The sequence below is a fragment of the Pseudomonas sp. KnCO4 genome (assembly GCF_045344305.1).
Taxonomy (GTDB): domain Bacteria; phylum Pseudomonadota; class Gammaproteobacteria; order Pseudomonadales; family Pseudomonadaceae; genus Aquipseudomonas; species Aquipseudomonas anuradhapurensis.
In genome coordinates this window covers 4822409-4846761 of sequence record NZ_CP174199.1, presented here as the reverse complement: position 1 = coordinate 4846761, position 24353 = coordinate 4822409, and the positions used below count along the sequence as shown (strand labels likewise).

Below are 24353 nucleotides of genomic sequence, written 5' to 3'. Positions count from 1 at the left end.
GGGCACTACGCAGAACGAAGACTTTCCTTCATGCCCCAGGCTGTGCATGGCCGGGTGACCCATGGGTGGTCGAGGCGACGGCACGTGCCAAACCCCGAGGAACATGAAGGAACTGTGGCACTCAAGGCGGCGTGGCGCGTTGCATGGCGCGGGTTATGTGGCGTTCGGAGGGGTGTCCGGCATGTGAGGCTACCGAACGGGAACCTTTTCGTGCTGATGTTGGGCCGCAGCAATGAAAAGAATGGAGTGAGGCGGCGTCAGCTGCCTTTCTTCCCATTCACATCTTTGAGGCTCTACACGATGAATCTCAGCGATATCTCCACCGATGATCCGATGTCCTTCGAGGCACTGAAGCTGTTTGATTGCACCATTCATGTGCTTGACCAGGGAGTCGCCTATCCGATAGTGCTCAGCGTAGAGGAGGACTATGCCGAATCCATCGTCCCTGGGCGTTGGGACTGGCTGATCAAAGGCGACCCTGACCAAGCGTATGAGGACGGCCGTCGTATCTTCAAATTCCATTTCCGCTCAAGAGACAATGAGCGGTTGCACTACCTGATCAGTGGTACTTCAAGCCGCTACGGGCGCCGGCTCGCCTGCAGCCATAAAGGCTATGTCGGTATGTATACCGCTGCTGATGCGATCAACATCTTCAAGCTGCAACCGCTTGCGTGGGATGGACAGCAGCTTCGTTGCCGGTGGCGAGACCATCTCGGGCAGACTGTAGAAATAGGTGAATACCCGGGTGATCCTAGAAGTTCCGATCGAAAAGGTGGTTATCTCGACCACCTGAACGTCAATATCACGGGTCCTACCGAGTTCCTGATAACACCAATCGGGTAAGCCTGCTGCATATCAACGGTCAGGCAGGTTCCAGCAGCATGAACAGCCGATACAGCACTACCGTGCTGAACAGTTGCAGGAACCCGCTGAGGCTATCCAAGGCCAATTCAACCCCTGGCGCCGGCTCGGGGAAGGCCATCAGCAGCAGCCCGTCGATCAGCCAGATCGGTGCCAGCACGCCGACCACGCAAATCATGATGCGCATGAAATGCCCGGTGGTCATGCTGGCACTTTCGCGCATCGCCTGCACCACCGGCCGGCCGCGCAATACCAGCAAATACTCGGCGAACACCAGGTTGATCATGATCCACACGCCCGGGAAGATGAACAGCGCAAGGCCCGCCATGATCAGCAGTGAACTGATCAGTATCAGCAGTGCAAGTTGCGGCCACAGTTGCACGGCACGCGCGAGCAGGTCGCGCTTGGGTGTTTCCTGGCCATTGCTGCGGGTATCGAGGTACAGGATCAGCGCGGCGCTGTACAGCGGGTAGAACAGCAGGCTGACCAGCATGCCGTAGGCCGGCGATGCCTGGTCGCCCATTTGCCGGTACAGCAGCTGGGTAAACAGCGCTTCCAGCACCACCAATGGCAGGCACAGCTGGAGAATGTTCGGCAGGTGGCGGCGGAAGAAGTACAGGGAGTCGCGCAGGACGCTCAGCGGATTCATCGGTCAACATCGCATGGCAGTAAAAACAGGGAGTCAACTTTAGCCCAAAGCAGGCTTGTGGCTGTCATTTGCTGAAAAAAGTTTCACGCCGCCGTAATTGAATCCCCCGCCTGCAGACCTCATCTTTGACGCTATCCGTTGTCCTGCTACCCACGAGGTCGCCCCATGAATACTGAAGAACAAACCCTGATCGACGGCCTGTTCAGCCGTATCAAGCAAGCCGAGGACCCGAGCCAGCCACGTGATGCTCAGGCTCAGGCGCGTATCGAGGAGCACTTGCGCCAGCAGCCGGCGGCACCTTACTACATGGCCCAGGCGATCCTGGTCCAGGAGGCTGCGCTCAAGCGCCTCGACGAGCAGAACAAGCAACTGGAAGCCGAGCTGAAGCAGGCGCGTGCCCAGGCTGAGGCCGCCCGCGCCAGTAGCGCGCCAAGCAGTGGTGGCGGTGGTTTCCTTTCCAGCATTTTTGGTTCGGGCGGCCGCAATACAGCTGCGGCCGTGCAGCCGCAACCAGTCGCTGCCGCCCCGGCACCATCGGCTGGCGGCTGGCGCGAACCAGCGGCCCCCGGCTATTCCCAACCGCAAATGCAGCAGCCCGGTTTTGCCGCCGCGCCGGCGCGCAGTGGTGCCAGCAGTTTCCTCGGTGGGGCGATGCAGACTGCAGCCGGCGTGGCCGGCGGTGTCTTGCTGGCGCAGGGCATCAGCAGCCTGTTCCATCATGATGCGCAGCCGCAGGAGGTGGTCGAAGTGATCAAGGAAGAGCCGGCACCCGCCAGTGACAGCGCTGGCTGGAACGACTCGGGCGCACAGCAGCACGTAGCCGACAACGGTGGTTGGGGCAGTGACCAGGGTGGTTATGCCGACACTGATTATGGCAGCGATGATGGCGGGTTCTTCGCGGACGACGATTCGTACGTCTGACAGGTCTGGCATACTGCTAGCATTTCTGGGGGCGCTTGGCGCCCCTTTCGCGACACAAGGCCGTTTCCTACCGCAGGAGCGGCCTTGCGTCGTGAAAGGGCTGCAACGCAGCCCCCGGATCCCCAGACCGGATATGAGGCACCAGGGTGAAAAAGATCGCGCTGTTCGCCGACGTGCAGAACCTCTACTACACCGTGCGCCAGGCCTACGGTTGCCATTTCAACTACACCGCGTTGTGGAACGCTGTCAGTCGCGAAGGCCAGATCGTCGAAGCCGTGGCCTATGCCATCGATCGTGGCGACAGCAAGCAGCAGCAGTTCCAGCAGATCTTGCGCAACCTCGGTTTCGACGTGCGGCTCAAGCCCTTCATCCAGCGCAGCGACGGCTCGGCCAAAGGTGACTGGGATGTCGGCATTACCCTGGACGTGATGGATGCCGCCAGTCGTGTCGACCAGGTGGTGCTGGCTTCCGGCGACGGTGACTTCGACCTGCTGCTGGAGCGGGTGATCCAGCGTCATGGCACCGAGGCAGTGGTGTATGGTGTGCCCGGGCTCACGGCACTGTCGCTGATCCGTGCCGCCACCCATTATGTGCCCATCGAGGGTGCGCTGTTGCTCAAACACTGAGGCCCTTGCATGGAACGTATCGCTGTCATCGACTTTGAAACCACCGGCATCAGCCCCGGCGCTGGCTGCCGCGCCACCGAAGTGGCGGTGGTGATGCTGGAGCGCGGGCGCATCGTCGAGCGCTACCAGAGCCTGATGAACGCAGGTGTTCCAGTGCCAGCTTTCGTTGCCGGGCTGACCGGCATCACCACCGCCATGCTGCGCAGTGCCCCGCCGGTAGACGAGGTGATGAACGAAGTGGCCGAGTTCGTCGGCGGCACCCCGCTGCTGGCGCACAACGCTGCGTTCGACCAGAAGTTCTGGGACTATGAACTGAGCCGCATCGGCCGTAGCCGTAGCCAGGCCTTTGCCTGTTCGCTGTTGTTGTCCCGGCGCCTGTTGCCGGCGGCACCGAACCACAAGCTGGGTACCTTGACCCGCTGGGCCGGGCTGCCGCATACGGGGACCGCGCACCGGGCCATGGCCGATGCCGAAATGGCCGCCAACCTGTTGCAGCACCTGGCCGGCGTGCTGCGCCACAGCCACGGTGTGCAGCAGCTGTCCCACGAGCTGCTCTGCCGCCTGCAGAAAACCCCGGCGGCGAAGGTTCGCGAAACCCTGGCCAGGTACAACTAGGGCTTCTTCTCCAGCTGCGCCAGCGGCACTCGCCGTTCCACGGCGCTGGAAAGAATGATCGAGGTTTTGCTGAAGCCGAACTGCGCGACCCGGTTGATCAGCTCTTCCAGCTCGGGCATCGAGCCCACCGCGGCCTGCATGATCACGCAGGGGTCACCGGTGACCCGGTGGCATTCAGTCAGCTGGGGGATCTGGGTCAATGCTTCATAGGCCTGCTGGTTACCGTGGCTGGCCAGGCGTAGCTCGATCACGCACTGGATCGGCAGGCCGATCTTGCTCATGTCGACCTTGGCCTGGTAGCCGGTGATGACCCCGCTGGCCTCCAGCTTGGCCACCCGTTCGGCCACCGCTGGCGCCGACAGGTTCACCTGGCGCGCCAGTTGCGCGAAGGTGGCACGGCCATTTTCGAGCAGGGCGGCGAGCAGCATGCGGTCGTATTTGTCCATGGGTTGTTCCTGCCTGGTTTCGATTCGCTGGAAAAGTGCCCGAATTACCATGAAATAAAAAGTGTTCTGGCGATTTAAAGCAGTTTTGTAACTTAAGTTTACACCGCAGCCTTTCTAAACTAAGCCACCCGTAAACGGATTTCGAGTGTGCCCCATGCCTGCCTCCCGTCGCTTCCCGCTGTTGCTCATCGGCGCTTTCCTGGCTTTGTACCTGGTCTGGGGGTCTACCTACCTGTTCATCCGTATCGGCGTCGAAAGCTGGCCGCCGATGCTCATGGCCGGGGTACGCTTCCTGATTGCCGGCGGCTTGCTGTATGGCTTCCTGCGCTGGCGCGGTGTGCCGGCGCCGACCTGGCCGCAGTGGCGGGCGGCGGGGGCGATCGGCTTCCTGCTGCTCAGTTGCGGCAACGGCGGCGTCACCGTGGCCGAACATGCCGGGGTGGCCTCGGGTGTGGCGGCGCTGGCAGTCGCGACGGTGCCGCTGTTTACCTTGCTGTTCGGCCTGCTGTTCGGGCACCGCAACTCCAGGCTGGAATGGGCGGGCATCGCCCTTGGGCTGGTGGGGATTGGCCTGCTGAACCTGGGCTCCAACCTGCAGGCCAGCCCGATAGGCGCGGCGCTGATCATTTTTGCCGCAGCGTCCTGGGCATTCGGCTCGGTGTGGAGCAAGACCCTGCCATTACCCCAGGGGCCGATGGCCAGTGCCGCGGAAATGCTGGTCGGTGGTGCCGTGCTGTTGCTGGGCAGCGTGCTGTCTGGCGAACGCATGACACAGATGCCTAGCGCCGCCGGCTGGGGGGCATTGGCCTACCTGGTGCTGTTCGGCTCGATCCTGGCCTTCAGTGCCTACATGTACCTGCTCAAGCATGTGCGCCCGGCGGCCGCCACCAGCTATGCCTACGTCAACCCGGCGGTGGCGGTGCTGCTGGGCATTATCTTTGCCGGGGAGCAGATCGGTGCCGAAGAGTGCGTGGCGATGGCGGTAATTATCGGCGCGGTGGTGTTGATCGGCCTGCCGCAGTGGCGCAGGGCGCCCGAACCTGCGCAGCCGCTGAAAGGTGAAATCTGCAAGTAGACAGGGGCGATGCGGTAAACTTGCCGCCTTCGCTGAACCCCCTGACGGTATTGCCATGAATTTCGCCAAACTCGGCCTGATCGAACCGCTGCTGCGCACCTTGCAGCAGCTGGACTACACCACCCCGACCCCGGTGCAGGCCAAAGCCATCCCCGCCGTGCTGGCTGGCCGTGACCTGATGGCCGCAGCCCAGACCGGCACCGGCAAGACCGCCGGCTTTGCCTTGCCCGTGCTGCAGCGCCTGGCTCTGGAAGGCGAGAAGGTGGCCAGCAACTCGATCCGCGCGCTGGTGCTGGTCCCTACCCGTGAACTGGCCGAGCAGGTGCACAACAATGTGCGCGAATACGCCGAGAACCTGCCGCTGAGCACCTACGCGGTGTACGGCGGGGTCAGTATCAACCCGCAGATGATGCGCCTGCGTCGCGGTGTCGACCTGCTGGTGGCTACCCCGGGGCGTCTGCTCGACCTGTTCCGCCAGAACGCGGTGAAGTTCAACCAGGTGCAGACCCTGGTGCTGGACGAGGCCGACCGCATGCTCGACCTGGGCTTTGCCGAAGAACTGCAGTCGGTGTACGCCGCACTGCCACGCAAGCGCCAGACGTTGCTGTTCTCGGCTACCTTCTCCGAGCAGATCCGCATGCTGGCGGGGCTGGCCTTGAATGACCCGCTGAGTATCGAAGTCAGCCCGCGCAATGCCACGGCCAGCAGCGTCAAGCAGTGGCTGGTGCCGGTGGACAAGAAGCGCAAGGTCGACCTGTTCTGCCACCTGCTGCGCAAGCAACGCTGGAAGCAGGTGCTGGTGTTCGCCAAGACCCGCAATGGTGTCGACCAACTGGTGGAGCGCTTGCTGGCCGAGGGTGTGAATGCCGACGGCATCCACGGTGACCGCCCGCAAGCCACCCGCCAGCGCGCCCTGGACAGCTTCAAGGCCCGGGAAATCCAGGTGCTGGTGGCCACCGACGTGGCGGCCCGCGGCCTGGATATCGATGACTTGCCCCTGGTGGTCAACCTCGACCTGCCGATCGTTGCCGAGGACTATGTGCACCGCATCGGGCGTACCGGGCGTGCCGGCAACAAGGGCGAGGCGATTTCGCTGGTGTGTGCCGATGAAGTGCAGTTGCTGGGAGCAATCGAAGTGCTGACCCGGCAGACCCTGCCGCGGCATGAGGAGCCGGATTTCATTCCCGACCACCGCGTACCGATGACCGATGCCAGCGGCCAGGTGATCAAGAAGCCGAAAAAGCCCAAGAAGCCGAAGGAAAACAGCGCCAAGCGTGGCTTGGGGCGTTGGATGGACAGTGCCGAGGCGGGCAGTGCAGCGCCAGCGGTGAAGGCGGTGCGCAAGGTGCCGAGCTTCAACGGTGGGCCGCGCAAGCGTAAGCCGTAGCCTGGGGAAGCTTGGCCCCTGTGGGAGCGGGCATGCCCGCGAAGCAGGCACCGCGATGCATGGCACGGGCTTCGCCCGTGTTCGCGGGCACGCCCGCTCCCACAGTGGATCGAGTATGTGTCAGGATTTGAGCCAGTCCGCCGCCGCCCGCCCGGCGCGCAAGCCGCTGGCAAAGCATGCCGTCAGCAGATAGCCCCCGGTCGGCGCTTCCCAGTCCAGCATCTCGCCAGCGCAGAACACCCCCGGCATGCTCTGCAGCATCAGGCCTTCATCCAGGGCCTCGAAACGCACCCCACCGGCGCTGCTGATCGCTTCATCCAGCGGCCGGGTGCGTACCAGCGTGATCGGCAATGCCTTGATCGCCGTCGCCAGCGCTTCAGGGTCGGCAAAGGTCGCCTGATCGGTCAGTTCGCGCAACAGCGCCGCCTTGACCCCATCGATACCCAGCTGGCTGTGCAGGTGCTTGGCCATGGAGCGCGAGCCACGGGGCCTGGCCAGCGCCTGGGCGACTTTTTCCACCGGCTTGTCCGGCAACAGGTCAAGCAACAGCTGCCCTTGGCCGGTACGGTTGATGGCTTCGCGCACCGGTGCTGACCAGGCATACACCAGGCTGCCTTCCACACCCTGGGCCGTGAGAATGAACTCGCCTTTGCGCGGCGTGCTGCCAGGGACGCTCAAGGCAATGTTCTTCAGCGGCGCACCGGCGAACTTTTCCTTCAGTAGCGTGCTCCAGCCGGCCACTTCGAAACCGCAGTTGCTCGGCCGCAGCGGCGAGATATCCACACCCCGTTCGGCCAGCAGCGCTTGCCAGCTGCCGTCGGAACCCAATCGCGCCCAACTGCCGCCGCCCAGTGCCAATACCACCACGGCAGGGGTGAGCAACCGTTCTCCCTGTGGATAAGCCATCCGCAACGCCCCTTCGGCATTCCAGCCCAACCAGCGGTGACGGGTGTGGATAACCACCCCGCTGTCGCGCAGGCGCTTGAGCCAGGCGCGCAGCAATGGCGCGGCTTTCATGTCGGTGGGGAACACCCGGCCCGAAGTGCCGACGAAGGTCTCGATGCCCAGGCCATGAATCCACTGGCGCAAGGCCTCGGCATCGAAGTCGCGCAGCAGGGCGTCGATATTGGCCTGGCGCTCGGCATAACGGCCGACGAAGGCCGGGTAAGGCTCGGAATGGGTGATGTTCATGCCGCCGACACCCGCCAGCAGGAACTTGCGGCCGACCGAGGGCATGGCATCAAACACTTCCACCGTCAGGCCCGCCTGGGCCAGTGCTTCTGCCGCCATCAGGCCGGCGGGGCCAGCGCCGATGACGGCAGCAAGGGAAGGGGCGGCGGGTTTCAGATCGGACATGGTGGGCAGCAGGCTGTGGAAAAGAGGCGCATTCTAGCGCAGCGTGGCCCATGGAAGCACTGGTCAGAAAATGATCAAGTGCTTCCAGGCCTCGGCCATCAAGGACTGCAGCGCCTTTCCCGCAGGTTATCCACAAGCGGCTCCACAGTCATTGTGAACAACCGATGACACGCGCCGCACTGTGGTGGAGGATGCCATGACGCTTGGCCAGCGCTACCCGGTCCTTGCTGTAACCGCCGCCGATCACCCCCACCACCGGAATGTCGCGGCCCAGGCAATGGCGCAGCACCGCTTCGTCACGCGCGGCAACGCCTGCGTCGGTCAGTTGCAGGTAGCCCAGGGCGTCGTCCTTGTGCACATCGACACCGGCGTCATACAGCACCAGGTCGGGACGATACAGCGGCAGCAGGTAGTTCAGGGCATCGTCGACCACCTTCAGGTAGGCCGCGTCACCCATGCCGCGTGGCAAGGGGATGTCCCAGTCGCTCTGCGCCTTGCGGGCCGGGAAGTTCTGTTCGCAGTGCAGTGATACGGTGATGGCATCTGGCGTGTCGTGCAGGATGCGCGCGGTGCCGTCGCCCTGGTGCACATCGCAGTCGAAGATCAGCACCCGGTGAACCCGGCCGGCCTCCAGCAGGTAGCGGCTGATCACCGCCAGGTCGTTGAAGATGCAGAAGCCGGCAGGGTGATCGTAATGGGCGTGGTGGGTACCACCGGCAAGGTGGCAGGCGATGCCATGCTGCAGCGCCATCTCGGCGCTCAGCAACGAGCCACCTACGGCGCGGACGGTGCGCCGGGCCAAGGCTTCGCTCCAGGGCAGGCCGAGGCGACGCTGGTCCTCACGGGACAGGTCGCCGTTCAGGTAGCGCTCGATGTAGCTGCGGTCGTGAGCCAGGGCGAGGATGTCGTTGGGGCAGATCTGCGGGCGCAGCAGGGCCTGGTCGGTGGTCAGCCCGCTGTCGACCAGGTGGTCATGCAGCAGGCGGAACTTGTCCATCGGGAAGCGGTGTTCGGCAGGGAACTCCGGGCTGTAGTCTTCGTGGTAGATCAGCGGCAGCGGCATGGCGGTTTCGCAATCGGGGCCAGCGCTGATCTTGCCAGTTCCGGGGTTGTGGTTGCTATCGCAATGCGAGCCGTGCAGGAGCGGCCTTGTGTCGCGAAAGGGCTGCACAGCAGCCCCGTCGCGTTGTGCATGTACGCCAGCACCTTGGGGCTGCTGCGCAGCCCTTTCGCGACACAAGGCCGCTCCTACAAGGGCGCAGTGTTATTTCGCGGTACCAGACCGGGCACAACAAAGGGCGCAGTGTTAATTCGCGGTACCAGACCGGGCACAACAAAGGACGCAGTGTTAATTCGCGGTACCAGGCCGGGCACAACAGAGGGCGCAGTGTTGTTTCGCGGTACCAGGCCGGGCACAGCAAAGTGCGCAGTGTTATTTCGCGATGCTGGACAGTACCCGCTGCCAGTCGGGCTCGTTCAGGCGCCCGAGGATACGCGCCTTGCCATTGCCATCCACCGAGACGAACAGCGCGCTGGCATACCCGCTTTCACGCTCGCCACCCACCACCTTTTGCTGGCGGGCAAAATGGTCGATGCAACCATTGTGGGTCACCAGCACCAGGTTATGCCCGGGCCGCTTGCGTGCCATCGCCTCCCGAGCGAACTGGCTATCACACCCTTCCAGCCAGTCCTCACTGGCCACCGCCTGGCCAAGAATGAAGTGCGCAGTCTGCCGCGTGCGCAATTTCGGGCTGCTGAGCATGTCGGCGTCGGCCAGGCCCAACTGCTGCAGCCCCTGGCCAACCCGGCTGGCGGCCTGGCTGCCAGCCACGGTGATACCGGTGGGGTCGTCCAGGCATGGCCCGGGGGCGCTGTCGCAGCGCTCGGCGTGACGAATCATCACGATCACCGCACCGTCGGCCCAGTCCTGCAGCAGGCCGCTATCGCTCAGTTGTTGCCCGTTGCCAAGGTCCACGATATGCGTCCTCGTCGCCAGCCAGGTGGTCAATGCCGCCACGACCATGCACAGGCCAAGTGCGGCGCCGAGGGTTTTGCGGGTCAGGCGTCGCTTGCGCCGGGCGTGGATGGCGGGGTGCCCCAGGGTGTTGCTCGATAGCATGCATGGCTCCGTTGGCATGGCCGCGCCTGGCGCGGCGGTGAATGGCGGCATCCTCTCAGGCCGGCTGTCGGGGGGCGGTGAAGGCCATGTGAAAATTGCATTCGGGGTGTGCACCGGCTAGGTGAAAGCCACGCCCGCGCCTACGCTGTAAACTGCAAGACAGTAAAACCGGAGCACGCCTCATGACCCCCATCCTGCAACTGGAAAGCGCACGCCTGGTGCTGCGCCAATGGCGCGACGAAGACCTGCGCGAGTTCGCCGCGATGTGCGCCGACCCGCAGGTGATGCGCTACTTCCCGGCGCCGCTGACACGCCTGGAGGCGGCTGCGCTGATCGGCCGCGTGCGCGGCCATTTCAACGAATACGGCTTCGGCCTGTGGGCGCTGGAGCGCAAGGACAGCGGTGCGTTCATTGGCATGACCGGGCTGTTGCACGTGGGCTTCGATGCCCATTTCACACCTGCGGTGGAAATCGGCTGGCGCCTGGCACGCCGCCACTGGGGCCTGGGTTTCGCCAGCGAAGCGGCGTGGACCTGCCTGCGTTGTGCTTTCGCCCAATTGCGCCTGGAAGAGGTGGTGTCGTTCACTAGCGAGAGCAACCTGCCGTCACAGAAGGTCATGCAGGCCATCGGCATGCAGCAGGACCTGCATGGCAGTTTCCAGCACCCCCGCCTGCCTGTAGGCCACCCGCTGCGCCCGCATGTGCTGTACCGCATCGACCGCGCTCACTGGGAGCAGACCCTGCGCGCCTGAATGCATGGCCATGCCCGGCAACAATGACAAACCCTGTATCATTTGCCCTCATAACAGCGCTGTAGAGATGTGTTGCCTTGCTAGGAGAACCCCCGATGAGTCATGTGTTGGACGACCTGGTCGACCTGTTGAGCCTCGAACCCATCGAGGAAAACCTGTTCCGTGGACGCAGCCAGGACCTGGGCTTCCGCCAGTTGTATGGTGGGCAAGTGCTGGGCCAGTCGTTGTCGGCAGCCAGCCAGACGGTCGAAGACGCACGCCATGTTCATTCATTGCACGGTTACTTCCTGCGCCCTGGCGATGCCAGCCTGCCGGTGGTGTATTCGGTGGACCGCGTGCGCGATGGCGGTAGCTTCAGCACCCGGCGGGTGACGGCGATCCAGAAGGGCCAGACCATCTTCACCTGCAGCGCCTCGTTCCAGTACGACGAGGACGGTTTCCAGCACCAGGCACCGATGCCTGAAGTGGTCGGCCCGGAGAACCTGCCCAGTGAAGTCGAACTGGCCCGGGCCATGGCCGAGCAACTGCCCGAGCGCATCCGCGACAAGGTGCTGTGTGCCAAACCGATCGAGATCCGCCCGGTCACCGAGCGCGACCCGTTCAACCCCAAGCCCGGCGACCCGGTGAAGTACGCCTGGTTCCGCGCCGACGGCAACCTGCCTGACATTCCGGCCCTGCACAAATACCTGCTGGCCTATGCTTCGGACTTCGGCCTGTTGACCACTGCGTTGCTGCCGCATGGCAAATCGGTGTGGCAACGCGACATGCAGATCGCCAGCCTCGACCATTCGCTGTGGTTCCACGGCAACCTGCGTGCCGATGAGTGGCTGCTGTACGCTACCGACAGCCCCTGGGCGGGCAATGCCCGTGGCTTCTGCCGTGGCAACATCTTCAACCAGGCCGGGCAACTGGTGGCGTCGTCGTGCCAGGAAGGCCTGATCCGCCATCGCAAGGACTGGGCATGAGCCTGGGCGAGGTCCGCAACTGGGTGTTCGACATGGACGGCACCCTGACCGTGGCCGTGCACGACTTCGCCGCCATCCGCGTGGCGCTGGACATCCCGGCCGAGCACGACATCCTCACCCACCTGGCGGCCCTGCCGGCCGACGAGGCGGCGGCCAAGCATGCCTGGCTGCTGGAGCACGAGCGCGACCTGGCGGTTGCCTCCAGGGCGGCGACCGGGGCGGTGGAGCTGGTGCGCGAGCTGGCCGAGCGGGGTTGCCGATTGGGCATTCTGACCCGCAATGCCCGTGAGCTTGCGCATGTGACGCTGGAGGCCATCGGCCTGGCGGACTGCTTCCCGGTCGAGCACATTCTCGGGCGCGACGAAGCCGCGCCCAAGCCGAGCCCGGACGGCTTGTTGAAGATCGCCAGTGCCTGGGGTGTGGCACCCCATGAGCTGGTGATGGTGGGGGATTATCGGTTCGACCTGGACTGTGGGCGTGCAGCAGGGGCGCGCACGGTGCTGGTGAACTTGCCGGACAACCCATGGCCGGAACTGGTGGACTGGCATGCGGCCGATTGCCGGGCCTTGAAGGTAATGCTGGGCTGAGTTTCTTGGCAGTGCTGGCCCTATCGCCGCCAAGCCCGCTGCCACAGGTACTGCACAGCTCTCAGGGCCAGTGGCGCCCTTGTGGGCGCTGGCTTGCCGGCGACAGGGCCGGACCTGTCTATGCTGAACCTCATTCTTTTCCCTGAACGGAGACCCCACCCATGACCAGCAAGGCCATCTACGTACAACCCGGCGGCGGCTACGACAAGGTCGAAGTCGGCACCTGCGAGGCCCCCGCACCCCAGGCCGGCGAGATCACCGTTCGCCTGCACGCCAGCTCCCTCAACTACCACGACTTCGCGGTGGTCAGCGGCATGTGGGGGCCGAGCGAGCGGCGCATTCCCATGGCCGATGGCGCAGGCGAAGTGGTCGCGGTGGGGAGCGGTGTCAGCGAGTTCCAGGTCGGCGACAGTGTGGTCAGCACCTTCTTCCCCGACTGGCTGGATGGCCAGGCCAATGTCGAGGGTTTCGCCAGGGTGCCTGGCGATGGTCTCGATGGTTATGCCCGCGAACAGGTCACCGCCCGTGCCAGCGCCTTCACCCTGGCGCCCAAGGGCTTCAGCCACGCCGAAGCCGCTACCCTGACCACCGCCGGCCTCACCGCCTGGCGCGCGCTGATGAGCGATGACCACCTCAAGCCCGGCGATACGGTGCTGGTGCAAGGTACCGGCGGCGTGTCGATCTTCGCCCTGCAGTTCGCCAAGCTCGCCGGCGCCACGGTGATCGCTACCTCGTCCAGCGACGCCAAGCTCGAACGTTTGAAGGCCCTGGGGGCCGATCACCTGATCAACTACAAGAGCACCCCGGCCTGGGGTGAGAAAGCGCGCGAGCTGACCGGCAACCGCGGCGTCGACCATGTGATCGAAGTGGGCGGCCCGGCGACGTTGGAGCAGTCGATGATTGCCGCGCGCATCGGTGGGCATGTGTCGTTGATCGGTATCCTCACCGGCGTGGCCGGGCAGTTGCCGCTGGTGCAGGCGCTGGTGCGGCAGATTCGCCTGCAGGGCGTGCTGGTGGGCAGCCGCGCCCAGCAGCAGGCCATGGTGCGGGCAATCGATGCCAATGGTTTGCGGCCGGTAGTGGACAAACATTTCGAGCTGGAACAGATCGTCGAGGCGTTCCGCTACCAGGAGAGCAACCGGCATTTCGGCAAGATCTGCCTGACCTGGTAACTACGCCTGCAAGGGCTTCGTGCAGGAGCGGCCTTGCGTCGCGATGGGCTGCGTAGCAGCCCCTCGGCTTGCGCACACAAGCTGAAAACCGGCGGCCGCTTTGCGGCCCTGTCGCGACGCAAGGCCGCGTCTACCGGAGAGGGTCAGGCCTGTTCGGGCAGCAGGCGATCGCGGCTATTGGACAGGTGCAGGCAAATGGCCGCCCGTGCCGCGTCCGGGTCTCGCCGGCGAATCGCATTGAGGATCGCCTCATGCTCGAGGTTGGCCAGGTACGCTTGCCGCGCCAGCTTCGCCCCGCTGCGCTCAGCCAACGCCATGCGGTTGCGCGGGATCAGGCCATTGCCCAGTTGCAGCAGCATCTCGGTGAAGTACAGGTTGCCGGTGGCCTCGGCAATCAACAGGTGAAAGCGCCGATCGGCCTCGATGCAGCTGTCGCCCGCGGCGGCCAGGTCCTGGTAGTCATCCAGCGCCTGGCGCATGCGTGCCAGGTGCCCATCATCACGGCGCAGCGCGGCCAGGGCGGCAGCCTGGCCTTCCAGGCCAATGCGCAGCTCCAGCAGGTCGCGCACATTTGCCGCGCTTTCCGCCGCGATGCGCAGGCCAGCCTGGGCCTGGCGCTCCATCACGAAGGTCCCGATACCGTGGCGTGGTTCCACCAGCCCCGATGCTTGCAGTTTCGACAAGGCTTCGCGGACAACGGTGCGGCTGACCCCGTGTTCGCGTACCAAGGTGTTCTCCGAGGGCAGTTTGTCGCCTGGCTTGAAGGTGCCCAGCAAAATCTGCTGGGTCAGGCTGGAGACCAGGTCGTGGGCTCGGCTGTGGCCGTATTTGCGTACGCGTTCGGGTTCCATGATGTGATCCGTTGCTGTCAGTGCTTGTATGACAAGTTAATCGATAGAAATATTTTTTGCTGATTTTTGCCACGCTCCAGACGTTCCATAGCGTGGCTATTCCTGCACGTTTTCGACAATTTTCCATTTTGACAGCTTGTATTTTGCAATTTTGACGACATTGTTGAGCTTGTCGTACAACTGCGCCGCGCATATGCTCCCTCCCACTGCCATGTCAGACAACTCCGCCCCGCACAAAAACAATTAGTGGGAGATCCGCAAGTGAACGATACCCTCGCTCCATCGACCCGGACTGACGGCGACGCGCTGGCCAGCGCCGTGGCCAAGGTCAAACGCCACGTCCTGCCGCTGTTCGTCATCATGTTCATCGTCAACTACCTCGACCGCGTCAACATCGGCTTTGTCCGCCCGCATCTGGAAAGCGACCTGGGCATCAGTGCCGCGGCGTATGGCTTTGGCGCCGGGTTGTTCTTCATCGGCTATGCGTTGTTCGAGGTGCCTTCGAACATGCTGCTGCAAAAGGTCGGCGCGCGCCTGTGGCTGACCCGCATCATGTTCACCTGGGGACTGGTGGCCACGGCCATGGCCTTCGTGCAGAACGAAACCCAGTTCTACGTGCTGCGCTTTCTGCTCGGCGTGGCCGAAGCGGGCTTTTTCCCCGGGGTAATCTACTACTTCACCCGCTGGCTGCCTGCCGCCGAGCGTGGCAAGGCAATTGCCATCTTCCTCAGTGGTTCGGCGCTGGCCTCGCTGATTTCCGGGCCGCTGGCCGGGGCGCTGATGCAGCTTCAGGGCCTGGGCATGCATGGCTGGCAATGGATGCTGTTCATCGAAGGCATGGCCTCGGTGGCGCTGTGTTTCTTCGTGTTCTTCTGGCTCGATTCCAGGCCACAGGATGCCAAGTGGCTGAGCCAGGCCGAGCAGGACGCGCTGGTGGCCACCATCGATCGCGAGCAGCGTGAACGCGAAGCCGTTGCAGCGGACAAGCCATCGACCTGGAGCCTGCTCAAGGACCGCCAGATCCTGCTGTTCTGCCTGATCTACTTCTGCATCCAGCTGACCATCTACGCCGCCACCTTCTGGCTGCCGAGCATCATCAAGCGCATGGGCGACCTCAGCGACCTGCAGGTCGGTTTGTTCAACTCGATCCCCTGGCTGATCTCGATCCTGGCCATGTATGCCTTCGCCGCCGGCTCCGCGCGCTGGAAGTTCCAGCAGGCCTGGGTAGCGGGGGCGCTGGTGGTCGCAGCCATCGGCATGTTCATGTCCACCACCGGCGGGCCGGTGTTCGCCTTTGTTGCGGTGTGCTTCGCGGCGATTGGTTTCAAGTCGGCGTCTTCGCTGTTCTGGCCGATCCCGCAGGGTTACCTGGATGCACGCATCGCCGCAGCGGTGATCGCCCTGATCAACTCGATCGGCAACCTCGGTGGCTTCGTCGCCCCCACCACCTTCGGCCTACTGGAGCAGCAGACCGGGTCGATCCAGGGCGGCTTGTACGGCCTGGCGGTGACCTCGGTGCTGGCCGCGATTGCCGTGTTCTTCATACGCACGCGCCCGAAGGGCGCCCCTTCCGACGACCTCAAGGCCCCTTCGGCCTTGGGCCAGAGCCACTGATGACTGCGAGACAACAACCATGAACCTGCAGACAACCCCCGCCATCCACACCGACACCCCGGTGGTCACCGACCTGCGCGTCGTCCCCGTCGCCGGCCATGACAGCATGCTGCTCAACCTCAGTGGCGCGCATGGCCCGTTCTTCACCCGTAACGTGGTGATATTGCGCGACAGCGCTGGCAATACCGGCCTGGGCGAAGTGCCCGGTGGCGAAAAGATTCGCCAGACCCTGGAAGACGCCCGCAGCCTGGTGCTTGGCCAGCCGATCGGCCATTACCAGCGCGTGCTCAATGCCATGCGCCAGACCTTCGCTGCCCGCGATTCGGCCGGGCGTGGCCTGCAGACCTTCGACCTGCGCATTACCGTGCATGCGGTGACCGCCATGGAGTCGGCGCTGCTCGACCTGCTCGGCCAGCACCTGAACGTGCCGATGGCGGCACTGCTGGGCGAAGGGCAGCAACGCGATGCGGTGAAGATGCTTGGCTACCTGTTCTACATCGGCGACCGCAAGCAGACCGACCTGGCCTACCGCAACGAAGCCGACAGCGACGATGACTGGTTTCGCCTGCGCCACGAAACAGCGCTGAGCCCCGACGCGGTGGTGCGCCTGGCCGAGGCCGCCGAGGCGCGCTACGGCTTCAGCGACTTCAAGCTCAAGGGCGGGGTGCTGCGTGGCGAGGAGGAAATGGAAGCGGTGACGGCCCTGGCCGAACGCTTCCCGCAAGCGCGCATCACTCTAGACCCGAACGGCGCCTGGTCGTTGCAGCAGGCTATTGCCCTGTGCCGTGACAAGCACGCTGTGCTGGCTTACGCCGAGGACCCGTGTGGTGCCGAGGACGGTTATTCGGGCCGTGAGGTGATGGCCGAGTTCCGCCGCGCTACCGGCTTGCCCACGGCGACCAACATGATCGCCACCGACTGGCGGCAGATGGGCCATGCGATCCAGTCACAGGCGGTCGACATTCCCTTGGCCGACCCGCATTTCTGGACCTTGCAGGGCTCGGTACGGGTGGCGCAGATGTGCAACGACTGGGGGCTGACCTGGGGGTCGCACTCCAACAACCACTTCGATATTTCGCTGGCGATGTTCACTCAGGTGGCGGCGGCAGCGCCGGGCGAGATCACCGCAATCGATACCCACTGGATCTGGCAGGACGGCCAGTGGCTGACCCGCGAGCCGCTGCGCATCGTCGATGGCCATGTGCGTGTGCCGGCGCGGCCAGGGCTGGGGGTGGAGCTGGATGAAGCGCAATTGGCCAAGGCCCATGAGTGCTACCGCAACATGGGCCTGGGCGCGCGCGATGACAGCGTGGCGATGCAGTTCCTGATTCCTGGCTGGCGCTTTGATAACAAGCGGCCTTGCCTGGTGCGCTGAGGCGGGTACAGGCCAGATGTAGCAAATGGGGCCCCGGTAAACCGGGGCTTTTTTGTTGATGCTGAACGTGGCTGGCCATGGCAGCACACATCCAGATGAAGAAACAAAAGCCGCGGATTGGCCGTTGTCGCCAGCGGACACGCCATTGGCAAAATCTGGCGCTGGTGAAAACGGCCTGTCGTGATCGAACAGTTCCGGGGCGTTCTCGTGTAATTTCCCACAGCCCTGCGCGGCTTAAATGAACCCCGACCTATGCGGACACCTGCTCTGTGACGCGTGCCAAATATCAACAACAGTGCGCGAGTAATGTGTCGACTTATTGATTTCAAAGGAGATATTTTCGCCTACGCCTGCCCGTCCTTCCTTGTGTCAGCAAAAAGAGAACAACATCAATGAACACCGTGGGATCTGATGGCAACCTTGCCCAAGGTTTCAAGCCTCGTCATGTAACGATGCTGTCCATTGCCGGCATCATCGGCGCCGGACTTTTCGTCGGCTCTGGCCATGCCATCGCGGCAGCCGGGCCAGCTACCATACTCTCCTATTTCGTGGCCGGGGCCCTGGTGGTGCTGGTCATGCGCATGCTCGGCGAAATGGCCGTTGCACACCCCGACACCGGTTCGTTTTCAACCTATGCCGACCAGGCCATCGGCCGCTGGGCCGGCTATACCATCGGCTGGCTGTACTGGTGGTTCTGGGTACTGGTGATTCCCATCGAAGCGCTGGCCGCCGGGCATGTACTGAATGCCTGGTTCCCGCAGGTGGACAGCTGGATCTTCGCCCTGGCCTCGGTGTTGCTGCTGGCCGGCACCAACCTGTTCAGCGTGGCCAAGTACGGCGAGTTCGAGTTCTGGTTCGCGATCCTCAAGGTCACTGCCATTCTCGGTTTCATCGGCCTGGGCTTCGCTGCGCTGATGGGCTGGTTGCCCAACCGCGAAGTCAGCGGCCTGAGCAGCCTGATGGCCGAGCATGGCGGCTTCGCACCGAAGGGCTGGTCGGCGGTGGTTGGCGCGTTCATTACCGTGATGTTCAGCTTCATCGGTACCGAGGCGGTGACCATCGCCGCCTCCGAGTCCAGCGACCCGTCGCGCAACATCGCCAAGGCCACCCGCTCGGTGATCTGGCGCATCAGCACCTTCTACATCCTGTCGATCTTCGTGATCATTTCGGTGGTGCCGTGGAACGACCCGCAACTGGCCGTGGTGGGCTCGTACCAGCGCGCACTGGAGATCATGAACATCCCCAACGCGGCCTTCATGGTCGACCTGGTGGTGCTGGTGGCGGTGACCAGCTGCATGAACTCGTCGATCTACATCGCCTCGCGGATGATGTATTCGCTGGCCAAGCGTGGTGACGCGCCGGCCATGCTCAACAAGACCTCCAAGGTCGGCGTGCCGCGTGCCGCAGTATTCGGCAGCACCCTGATCGGCGCGGCCATCGCTGTCCTCAACTACTTCGCGCCGAAGGGCGTGTTCGAGTTCCTGCTGGCCAGCTCCGGTGCCATCGCCTTGCTGGTGTACCTGGTCATCGCCATTTCCCAGCTGCGCATGCGCCGCCGCCTGGAGCGCGAGAACACCGAACTGAAGTTCCGCATGTGGCTGTTCCCGTACCTGACCTGGGCGGTGATCCTGTTCATTGGCGGGGCACTGGCAGTGATGATGTTTACGCCTGAACACCGGGCGGAAGTCAGCTCGACGTTGGGCCTGGCGATCGTGATTTCCTTCCTTGGGATCGTCACTTCGCGAGGCCACGCGCAACCCGTAGGGGTGCGTTCGATGGGGTGATTGGGTTCACCTGGCGGTAAGGCAAAGGGCACCAGTGGATGGTGCCCTTTGTTTTTTGCAGGTTTGTCGCCACCAAAAAAAGTCTCACCGCAGGCGAGACAATCTTGAAAATAAATGAGGTGATTTCTCATTCTCGTTCGGCATGTAGGGAAGGCCGGAATACAGGCCAGTCTGCCGATCCCTCTACGGAGCGAGAAAATGAGTTCGACCCCGGTTCCACAGCGCCATCCCTTGAGCCGCGCTTTGCACGGTGTTTTCCTGGGCCTGGTTGTCAGCAATTGTGCGCTACCTGCGCTGGCGCAATCTGCAACGTCCGAGCCCGACAGCCAGCTACAGCAGTGGAATATTCCTGCTGGCCCGCTGGCGCCAGCGCTTGACCGCTTTGCCCGCCAGGCAGGTGTCAGCCTGTCCTTCGATGCACAAGCCGTGGCCAACCGCAGCACTACTGGGGTGCAGGGGACGCTGGGCACCTCGGCTGCACTCTCGTCACTGCTACAGGGCACCCAGCTTCAGGCGGAGCAACAAGGACCGGGCGCCTATTTCGTGGCGCCACAACCCGCGCCTGCCGGCCCGCTGGAGCTTGGCGCCAGCGAGGACTACCGCCTGGCACCGGTGATCATCAACGCCAAGGTAAAGGCCAGCGCCGACGATGACAGCAACTCGGTGGTCGCCAAGGAGCTGTGGGTGGGCGGCAAGGTGGCCACCAGCATCCTCAATACGCCCGCTTCCGTGTCTGTGGTGACCAGCAAGGAAATGCAACAGCGCAGCGTCAGCACCACGGAAGAAGCGTTGCAATATACGCCGGGGGTAGTCAGCGACTACTACGGTTCGGACGACCGCAACGACTACTTTCTGATCCGTGGTTTCCAGGCCACCACCTACCGTGACGGCCTGACCTTGAGCTCGATGCGGGGTGTGCGGGAAGACCCTTACGCTTACGAGCGCATCGAGGTATTGCGCGGCGCCAACTCCACGCTGTTTGGCCCGGCAGACCCGGGCGGCTCGGTCAACTTCGTCAGCAAGCAGCCGCGTTTCGAGCAGTTTGGCCAGGGCTACGTGACATACGGCTCGTTCGACCATGCCGAAACCGGCATCGATGTCGGCGATGCACTCAACGAGGAAAAGACCTTGGCCGGGCGCTTCACCGCCAAGCTGCAGAACAGCGACCGAGAGTATGACCACTCCCAGGACGACAACCGCTTCGTCATGGGCGGCCTGACCTGGGCGCCTACCGACTACACCTCGGCCACGATGATCGTGGACTACCTGAAAACCAACAGTTCGCCGAACAGCGGTGGTTATCCACTGGACAAGGAATACGACCGCAGCGATTTCTATGGTGAGCCAGGCTACAACTTCCATGACGTGGAGCGCACCAGCCTCAGCGGCAACATCACCCACGACTTCGACAATGGCTTTGTGCTGCGCAGCAACCTGCGCTACAGCGAGCTGACCGATGACTTCGGCTACGCCTACCTGAGCGACAGCCCCGCGCGGGTTGGCACCGTCATTCCGCGTTACGTGTTCGGCACTGACAGCGATGCCGACCAGCTCAACGGTAACCTGATGCTGCAATACGATGCGCAGTTCGAGCATGTCGACAGCAGCACGTTGGTCGGTGTGGAGTACCTCGATTCGACTACCAGACAAAGCTCGATCTACGGCCTGGCGCCCTCCATCGACATTGCCAACCCGGTATTCACCGGCGTACCGGGCGGCCTTACGCCCTATACCCGGCAGAAGAACGATGCCACTACCAAGGCGGTTTTCCTGCAGCAGAACCTGTCGTTCTACGACCGCGTGATCGCCACTGCCGGCGTGCGCAATGACTCGATGGAGCTGTCGAGCAAGGAATACGTCGGTGGTGTCCAGGAAGAGAAGGACAACTTCTCGGAAACCTCCTACCGGGCTGCGCTGACCTACATCGTCAACGACGAGGTTTCCACCTATGTGAGCATGGTGGAATCCGTATCGCCGCCACAGGTTGGCGTTACACCGCAAACGGGCAAGCAGTACGAAGTGGGCGTGAAGTATTCGCCGATGGGGATGGACGCGTTGTTCTCGGCGGCGGTGTATGACCTCACCCAGGAGAACGTCACCATCGCCGTGGTACTGCCCAGCGGCATCATCGAGCAACAGACAGTGGGCGAGTCGCGCGTGCGCGGCCTGGACCTGGAAGCCAAGGCGCAGGTCACCCAGGACTTCAGCGTGATTGGCGCCTACTCGTACATGCAGTCCGAGGTGCTGCGCGGGGCGTTGTATGACGGGTCTTCGCTCAAGGGCAACGAATTCGCCACGGCGCCGAAGCACTCGGGGTCCTTGTGGGGCTACTACAGCATCCCGGGCACCGATGTGAGCGTTGGCCTCGGGGCGCGCTATGTGGGGGCCTACTATATGGACGCGGCCAACACCAAGAAGAGCGATGGCACTACGTTGTTCGACGCTGCGCTGAATTACCAGATCGCCAAGGGGACTGACTTGGCACTTAACGTCAGCAACCTGTTTGACGAGCAGCATGTGGTGGGCTCGGGGACAGCGAACTACTACAACCCGGGGCGGGAGGTGACGGCCAAGCTGAGTTATAGCTGGTAAGGCTGAGGGCGCGGTATCCCGGCCCAACGCCGGGATACCGGGCGTCCGCCAGTAAAATTCGGAGTATCGCAGCGAGGGTGAGCGAGGTGATGACTTTGCAACATAATGTTGCAACAGTTAATCAGTATCATTAACATTCATGTCGCAAGGAGCGCATTTGTCCCTATAAAAACAAGGTCGAAAGAATGCTGAAGATGCTCCTCGTGTACGTTCACCTGATCGCCACCTGTATCGCCCTGGGCAGGGTATTGCTTGCCGATCACAAGCTTTGGAGCTGGCGCAAAGAAGCGCTGGACCAGGCAAAGCAAGAGTACCTGGAAGAAACCAGGAAAATTGCCACCCTCGCATTACTGGCCCTTTGGGGCAGCGGTCTGCTGTTGGTACTTCAGGGGTATCTTCTTGAGGGCACGGCCTACTTGCTCAACCAGAAACTCTGGGCCAAGGTTGCCGTCGTCACGCTGCTGACGCTGAACGGCGGTCTTTTGCATCGCATCGGCTTCCCGTTGTTGCAAAAAGCGCTTTTCGTCCTGTTGCCACGTTCGGACCGTGGCCGTCTGGCACTCCTGGGTGCGTTCTCCATGAGTGGTTGGCTGTTTGCCGCTTTCCTGGGGGTAGCTCGTGCCTGGAACCATGTCATGCCATGCATGCATGTGTTGGCGGTGTTCACGGCCTTCGCTTTGCTGGCTTGTATCGTCGCGCTGGTGGTCGCCAGCAGCGCCGGTACGCTGGAGACTAGCGCTTCATAGTGGCGGACCGACTCGGTTGAGGCTGTTTCCGAGGATGGCCCTGCACCCCTAGCAGGGCCGTGCGGTGTTCAGCGCATCATGCCCAGTTCGGCATCATCCAGCAGCGCCTTGCCCAAGGCGCACAGGTAGTGCGCGGCCCAGATCAGCTTCGGTTTGTCTTCCATCAAACCCTCGATCGTCAGGTCCCGCGCATAGCCCATCAGTTCCGAGGCTTGCTCGCGGGCGTTCTGGCAGGGGATGCCGGGCTCGATGCGGAACAGTGGGTGGGTCTGGTTTTCACCTTGGTAGAAGATGGTTTTACCGACAGTGCATTTGTCGTCTTCGGTAGCCATTGAGCGATTTCCCTGGTGTGTTAGATGCCTGGGCTGGCGCTATCGCCGGCAAGCCGGGCTCCCACGCGTTTGGCGCCAGCCGGCCCATTGGCTAATCAGTGCACTTGCTGCGGGTGCGCTGGCTTTTGGATCTGCGCCAGCGCTGAGTCGAGCAGTTTGCGCAAGGCTTCAAGCTCGTGCATCGATGCCGTGATCAATAGCGATACCGGCGATCTCGGCTGCATCAGTACTGCCTGCTGGGCTACCGCTTCTGCACAGAGCGCGTAGTCCGAGGCCAGCATGAGGGTATCTTCCAGGGAATGGAGGTAATGGGGTGGATCGGGGACGATCTTAAGCATGGTGTGGCTCCTGTCGTAGTGAAGCGACCACCCGCCGCGGCTAAACAGTAGGGTGGCAGCTGTACGCGGGTTAGCCGACCGGGACGTCAGGCACCCGGCGCACCCGAAGGTGCCCCACGCACAGCCGCCATAAGGCGCCAATGCCGATTGCTCGGGATTGCACGGCTGTAGTGTCTGACGATGTCGGGCGGCTAAACCCGGTCGTTGGAGGGCAACGACACGCCGAGACTAGAGCCCGCATCCAGCACCTGCAACGGAAAACAGGCGCTGGGAGTATCTTTGGGAAACGGCCTACAAGGAAGGGGATAAATCCGATTTTTCGGCGCGCACACCTAAAACCCAGGCACAAAAAAAAGACGCTCGAGGGCGTCTTTTTTCTGGAATTTGGTGGAGCCGGGGGGATTTGAACCCCCGTCCGCCAGTACTCCGCTGTCGGTACTACATGCTTAGCCGTGTCTACTGAGTTAATCCGCAGCCGCCCGACGGGCAGGGTGCTTTGGACGAGTTGGGTGAGTTTTAGTCGCTTTGCCCCCAACGTGCTACACGACGATCCTGTTCTGTATGACAATCATTTCGGGTTTACAGGCATCCCCTGATGATTGCTGGAGCCGAAGCTACCAGGAGAGCGGGCTCAGCTGCTTACGCAGCGAGAGCGTAACCCTCGTAGTTTTCGTCATTGGCAACTATAGAAAGTTGCAACAGTGGATTTACGAGTTCTGTTACCAACTCGGCATGCACCTAGAGTTTCGCTACCGGCGTCGAATCCTAATCGGCCCCACACTAGCTCTAAGCTAACGCACCTTACGGTACGTGAGGCGGAGTATACGCCATTGTGCGGGCGACGTCGACAGCAGGGCCCGTCGCCCGCGCCTGGGGTCACGAGCCGCTGTTGCTGTCGCTGCCTTTTTCGGTCTTGTCCAGGCGCTCCAGCACCTTGCTGGTGATGGCGATGCATTCCTTGGTGTCGCCTGCGGCCTGGGCAGCCTTGGCCTTGTCGACGTGCTCGGTGATGGCCTTGTCCAGGCCTTCGGACGTGGCGCCGAGGGTGGCCATGTTGTCGTCGATCTTCTGCAGGTTGGTGGCGCAGAGGTCTTCGGCGGCAAACACCGGTGAAGCCAGCAGGGTGGCGGCCGCGAACAGGGCCGAAAGCGCGGTACCTTTCATGGGAGTCTCCTCTGGGGCCTCTGGAA

General features: G+C 63.0%; 24 protein-coding genes and 1 other RNA gene. 15 read left to right on the top strand and 10 right to left on the bottom strand.

All coding sequences use genetic code 11. From position 1 onward, the window contains the following. The first annotated feature begins 210 nt into the window (after window positions 1–210). Window positions 211–843, top strand: coding sequence for a hypothetical protein (locus ACJA3S_RS22445; RefSeq protein WP_406820036.1), 633 nt, complete (start codon window positions 211–213; stop codon window positions 841–843). Window positions 844–862: 19 nt separating this feature from the next. Here the strand turns inward: ACJA3S_RS22445 and ACJA3S_RS22440 are convergent, their stop codons facing one another. Next, window positions 863–1510, bottom strand: a complete 648-nt coding sequence (locus ACJA3S_RS22440) for a YciC family protein (RefSeq protein ID WP_406820035.1) — start codon at window positions 1508–1510, stop codon at window positions 863–865. 165 nt (window positions 1511–1675) lie between these two features. On the opposite strand from ACJA3S_RS22440, the gene ACJA3S_RS22435 reads away from it, so the two are divergent. The 3 genes from ACJA3S_RS22435 to ACJA3S_RS22425 all read left to right on the top strand — a co-directional run bounded on the left by ACJA3S_RS22435 (window position 1676) and on the right by ACJA3S_RS22425 (window position 3672). Continuing rightward, the gene (locus tag ACJA3S_RS22435; protein WP_406820034.1) at window positions 1676–2431 is read left to right on the top strand and encodes a DUF2076 domain-containing protein; all 756 of its coding nucleotides are present in this window, start codon (window positions 1676–1678) and stop codon (window positions 2429–2431) included. Between the two features lie 146 nt (window positions 2432–2577). After that, entirely contained in the window at window positions 2578–3057 is a 480-nt protein-coding gene (locus ACJA3S_RS22430) for an NYN domain-containing protein (protein WP_170032818.1), read from the top strand. 9 nt (window positions 3058–3066) lie between these two features. Further along, entirely contained in the window at window positions 3067–3672 is a 606-nt protein-coding gene (locus tag ACJA3S_RS22425) for a PolC-type DNA polymerase III (RefSeq protein WP_406820033.1), read from the top strand. On the opposite strand, the gene ACJA3S_RS22420 is transcribed toward ACJA3S_RS22425, so the two are convergent. Then, entirely contained in the window at window positions 3669–4118 is a 450-nt protein-coding gene (locus ACJA3S_RS22420; protein ID WP_406820032.1) for an Lrp/AsnC family transcriptional regulator, read from the bottom strand. The two genes, ACJA3S_RS22425 and ACJA3S_RS22420, sit on opposite strands and share 4 nt — an antisense overlap. A 154-nt stretch (window positions 4119–4272) precedes the next feature. On the opposite strand from ACJA3S_RS22420, the gene yedA reads away from it, so the two are divergent. Continuing rightward, entirely contained in the window at window positions 4273–5193 is a 921-nt protein-coding gene (gene yedA / locus ACJA3S_RS22415) for a drug/metabolite exporter YedA (RefSeq protein WP_406820031.1), read from the top strand. 55 nt (window positions 5194–5248) lie between these two features. Next, window positions 5249–6580, top strand: coding sequence for a DEAD/DEAH box helicase (locus ACJA3S_RS22410; protein WP_225779341.1), 1332 nt, complete (start codon window positions 5249–5251; stop codon window positions 6578–6580). 120 nt (window positions 6581–6700) lie between these two features. Here the strand turns inward: ACJA3S_RS22410 and ACJA3S_RS22405 are convergent, their stop codons facing one another. The 3 genes from ACJA3S_RS22405 to ACJA3S_RS22395 form a co-directional block, all read right to left on the bottom strand. Further along, window positions 6701–7936 carry a TIGR03862 family flavoprotein gene (locus ACJA3S_RS22405; protein WP_406820030.1) on the bottom strand — a complete coding sequence of 412 codons (1236 nt, stop codon included), beginning with the start codon at window positions 7934–7936 and terminating at the stop codon, window positions 6701–6703. 148 nt (window positions 7937–8084) lie between these two features. Continuing rightward, the gene (locus ACJA3S_RS22400; RefSeq protein ID WP_406820029.1) at window positions 8085–8999 is read right to left on the bottom strand and encodes a histone deacetylase; all 915 of its coding nucleotides are present in this window, start codon (window positions 8997–8999) and stop codon (window positions 8085–8087) included. A 369-nt stretch (window positions 9000–9368) separates the two neighbouring features. Further along, window positions 9369–10055, bottom strand: coding sequence for a histidine phosphatase family protein (locus ACJA3S_RS22395; RefSeq protein WP_406820028.1), 687 nt, complete (start codon window positions 10053–10055; stop codon window positions 9369–9371). Between the two features lie 182 nt (window positions 10056–10237). Between ACJA3S_RS22395 and ACJA3S_RS22390 the strand changes: the two genes are divergently transcribed. The 4 genes from ACJA3S_RS22390 (at window position 10238) to ACJA3S_RS22375 (ending at window position 13531) form a co-directional block, all read left to right on the top strand. Beyond that, the gene (locus tag ACJA3S_RS22390) at window positions 10238–10807 is read left to right on the top strand and encodes a GNAT family N-acetyltransferase (protein WP_406820027.1); all 570 of its coding nucleotides are present in this window, start codon (window positions 10238–10240) and stop codon (window positions 10805–10807) included. Window positions 10808–10902: 95 nt separating this feature from the next. Beyond that, entirely contained in the window at window positions 10903–11772 is an 870-nt protein-coding gene (gene tesB, locus ACJA3S_RS22385) for an acyl-CoA thioesterase II (protein WP_406820026.1), read from the top strand. After that, window positions 11769–12359, top strand: coding sequence for an HAD family hydrolase (locus ACJA3S_RS22380; protein WP_170032800.1), 591 nt, complete (start codon window positions 11769–11771; stop codon window positions 12357–12359). The genes tesB and ACJA3S_RS22380 overlap by 4 nt, the downstream gene beginning before the upstream one ends. A 161-nt stretch (window positions 12360–12520) precedes the next feature. Then, window positions 12521–13531: an NAD(P)-dependent alcohol dehydrogenase gene (locus ACJA3S_RS22375; protein ID WP_406820025.1), complete on the top strand. Its 1011-nt coding sequence runs from the start codon at window positions 12521–12523 to the stop codon at window positions 13529–13531. 143 nt (window positions 13532–13674) lie between these two features. Here ACJA3S_RS22375 and ACJA3S_RS22370 read toward each other — a convergent pair whose 3' ends face one another. Beyond that, a complete protein-coding gene (locus ACJA3S_RS22370; protein WP_406820024.1) occupies window positions 13675–14382 on the bottom strand; it encodes a FadR/GntR family transcriptional regulator in 708 nt (235 codons plus the stop codon). Between the two features lie 261 nt (window positions 14383–14643). On the opposite strand from ACJA3S_RS22370, the gene ACJA3S_RS22365 reads away from it, so the two are divergent. From ACJA3S_RS22365 to ACJA3S_RS22345, 5 genes are all read left to right on the top strand, one after another. Continuing rightward, the gene (locus ACJA3S_RS22365; protein ID WP_406820023.1) at window positions 14644–15996 is read left to right on the top strand and encodes an MFS transporter; all 1353 of its coding nucleotides are present in this window, start codon (window positions 14644–14646) and stop codon (window positions 15994–15996) included. A gap of 19 nt (window positions 15997–16015) precedes the next feature. Further along, on the top strand, window positions 16016–17371 hold the full coding sequence (gene gudD / locus ACJA3S_RS22360; protein WP_406820022.1) for a glucarate dehydratase: 1356 nt from the start codon (window positions 16016–16018) through the stop codon (window positions 17369–17371). Window positions 17372–17763: 392 nt separating this feature from the next. Further along, window positions 17764–19155 (top strand): GABA permease, encoded by a 1392-nt coding sequence (gene gabP, locus ACJA3S_RS22355; RefSeq protein ID WP_406820021.1) that lies wholly within the window; start codon window positions 17764–17766, stop codon window positions 19153–19155. 198 nt (window positions 19156–19353) lie between these two features. After that, window positions 19354–21747 (top strand): TonB-dependent siderophore receptor, encoded by a 2394-nt coding sequence (locus tag ACJA3S_RS22350; RefSeq protein WP_406820020.1) that lies wholly within the window; start codon window positions 19354–19356, stop codon window positions 21745–21747. Between the two features lie 185 nt (window positions 21748–21932). Next, window positions 21933–22493, top strand: a complete 561-nt coding sequence (locus tag ACJA3S_RS22345) for a hypothetical protein (protein ID WP_406820019.1) — start codon at window positions 21933–21935, stop codon at window positions 22491–22493. A 68-nt stretch (window positions 22494–22561) separates the two neighbouring features. Here ACJA3S_RS22345 and ACJA3S_RS22340 read toward each other — a convergent pair whose 3' ends face one another. From ACJA3S_RS22340 to ACJA3S_RS22325, 4 genes are all read right to left on the bottom strand, one after another. Continuing rightward, complete coding sequence (locus tag ACJA3S_RS22340; RefSeq protein WP_186686664.1) at window positions 22562–22825, bottom strand: DUF3077 domain-containing protein; 264 nt, start codon at window positions 22823–22825, stop codon at window positions 22562–22564. Between the two features lie 95 nt (window positions 22826–22920). Further along, window positions 22921–23163: a hypothetical protein gene (locus tag ACJA3S_RS22335; RefSeq protein ID WP_406820018.1), complete on the bottom strand. Its 243-nt coding sequence runs from the start codon at window positions 23161–23163 to the stop codon at window positions 22921–22923. Between the two features lie 385 nt (window positions 23164–23548). Beyond that, window positions 23549–23940: a transfer-messenger RNA gene (ssrA, locus tag ACJA3S_RS22330) on the bottom strand. 99 nt (window positions 23941–24039) lie between these two features. Continuing rightward, window positions 24040–24327, bottom strand: a complete 288-nt coding sequence (locus ACJA3S_RS22325; protein WP_186672838.1) for a hypothetical protein — start codon at window positions 24325–24327, stop codon at window positions 24040–24042. Window positions 24328–24353 lie beyond the last annotated feature (26 nt).

Excerpts from the sequence above, each read along its gene's own strand:
- ACJA3S_RS22395 (WP_406820028.1), bottom strand. The coding sequence starts at position 10,055 with ATGCTATCGAGCAACACCCTGGGGCACCCCGCCATCCACGCCCGGCGC.
- ACJA3S_RS22390 (WP_406820027.1), top strand. The coding sequence starts at position 10,238 with ATGACCCCCATCCTGCAACTGGAAAGCGCACGCCTGGTGCTGCGCCAA.
- gabP (WP_406820021.1), top strand. The coding sequence starts at position 17,764 with ATGAACACCGTGGGATCTGATGGCAACCTTGCCCAAGGTTTCAAGCCT.
- ACJA3S_RS22440 (WP_406820035.1), bottom strand. The coding sequence starts at position 1,510 with ATGAATCCGCTGAGCGTCCTGCGCGACTCCCTGTACTTCTTCCGCCGC.
- ACJA3S_RS22325 (WP_186672838.1), bottom strand. The coding sequence starts at position 24,327 with ATGAAAGGTACCGCGCTTTCGGCCCTGTTCGCGGCCGCCACCCTGCTG.
- ACJA3S_RS22335 (WP_406820018.1), bottom strand. The coding sequence starts at position 23,163 with ATGCTTAAGATCGTCCCCGATCCACCCCATTACCTCCATTCCCTGGAA.
- ACJA3S_RS22420 (WP_406820032.1), bottom strand. The coding sequence starts at position 4,118 with ATGGACAAATACGACCGCATGCTGCTCGCCGCCCTGCTCGAAAATGGC.
- ACJA3S_RS22340 (WP_186686664.1), bottom strand. The coding sequence starts at position 22,825 with ATGGCTACCGAAGACGACAAATGCACTGTCGGTAAAACCATCTTCTAC.
- tesB (WP_406820026.1), top strand. The coding sequence starts at position 10,903 with ATGAGTCATGTGTTGGACGACCTGGTCGACCTGTTGAGCCTCGAACCC.
- ACJA3S_RS22405 (WP_406820030.1), bottom strand. The coding sequence starts at position 7,936 with ATGTCCGATCTGAAACCCGCCGCCCCTTCCCTTGCTGCCGTCATCGGC.
- ACJA3S_RS22345 (WP_406820019.1), top strand. The coding sequence starts at position 21,933 with ATGCTGAAGATGCTCCTCGTGTACGTTCACCTGATCGCCACCTGTATC.
- ACJA3S_RS22400 (WP_406820029.1), bottom strand. The coding sequence starts at position 8,999 with ATGCCGCTGCCGCTGATCTACCACGAAGACTACAGCCCGGAGTTCCCT.
- ACJA3S_RS22350 (WP_406820020.1), top strand. The coding sequence starts at position 19,354 with ATGAGTTCGACCCCGGTTCCACAGCGCCATCCCTTGAGCCGCGCTTTG.
- gudD (WP_406820022.1), top strand. The coding sequence starts at position 16,016 with ATGAACCTGCAGACAACCCCCGCCATCCACACCGACACCCCGGTGGTC.
- ACJA3S_RS22375 (WP_406820025.1), top strand. The coding sequence starts at position 12,521 with ATGACCAGCAAGGCCATCTACGTACAACCCGGCGGCGGCTACGACAAG.
- ACJA3S_RS22435 (WP_406820034.1), top strand. The coding sequence starts at position 1,676 with ATGAATACTGAAGAACAAACCCTGATCGACGGCCTGTTCAGCCGTATC.
- ACJA3S_RS22410 (WP_225779341.1), top strand. The coding sequence starts at position 5,249 with ATGAATTTCGCCAAACTCGGCCTGATCGAACCGCTGCTGCGCACCTTG.
- ACJA3S_RS22425 (WP_406820033.1), top strand. The coding sequence starts at position 3,067 with ATGGAACGTATCGCTGTCATCGACTTTGAAACCACCGGCATCAGCCCC.
- ACJA3S_RS22370 (WP_406820024.1), bottom strand. The coding sequence starts at position 14,382 with ATGGAACCCGAACGCGTACGCAAATACGGCCACAGCCGAGCCCACGAC.
- ACJA3S_RS22380 (WP_170032800.1), top strand. The coding sequence starts at position 11,769 with ATGAGCCTGGGCGAGGTCCGCAACTGGGTGTTCGACATGGACGGCACC.
- yedA (WP_406820031.1), top strand. The coding sequence starts at position 4,273 with ATGCCTGCCTCCCGTCGCTTCCCGCTGTTGCTCATCGGCGCTTTCCTG.